Below are 266 nucleotides of genomic sequence, written 5' to 3'. Positions count from 1 at the left end.
AAATCTTGAGAAGGAACCTTCAACTCCAAACTGTCCATACTCGCATTCGCCTTTACAGGAGCCGAATCTATGCACTGAGTATGACCACTGACCATCCCTTTGGAAATACACATCTGAAAAACATGTGTAAATACAGATTCAAATACCACTTCTGGAAATAACTGGCGCGTGCGACTGATCGTACTATGCCAAGGTAATTCCTCATCAATATCATAGCCTAAAAAATAGAGAATATCCAAACGCATACTACAATGAGCAATCAACTT

Annotated in this window: 1 protein-coding gene; it reads right to left on the bottom strand. The window is 39.8% G+C overall.

Translation table 11 applies throughout. From position 1 onward, the window contains the following. Positions 1-266, bottom strand: a 266-nt coding sequence (locus Q1A60_RS21545; protein ID WP_299770777.1) for a transposase, incomplete at both ends; no start/stop codon positions are given.

This window comes from uncultured Dokdonia sp. (genome assembly GCF_947492535.1).
Classification (GTDB): domain Bacteria; phylum Bacteroidota; class Bacteroidia; order Flavobacteriales; family Flavobacteriaceae; genus Dokdonia.
Note: the sequence above shows the minus strand (reverse complement) of the source record. Positions and strands in the feature narration are given on the sequence as shown.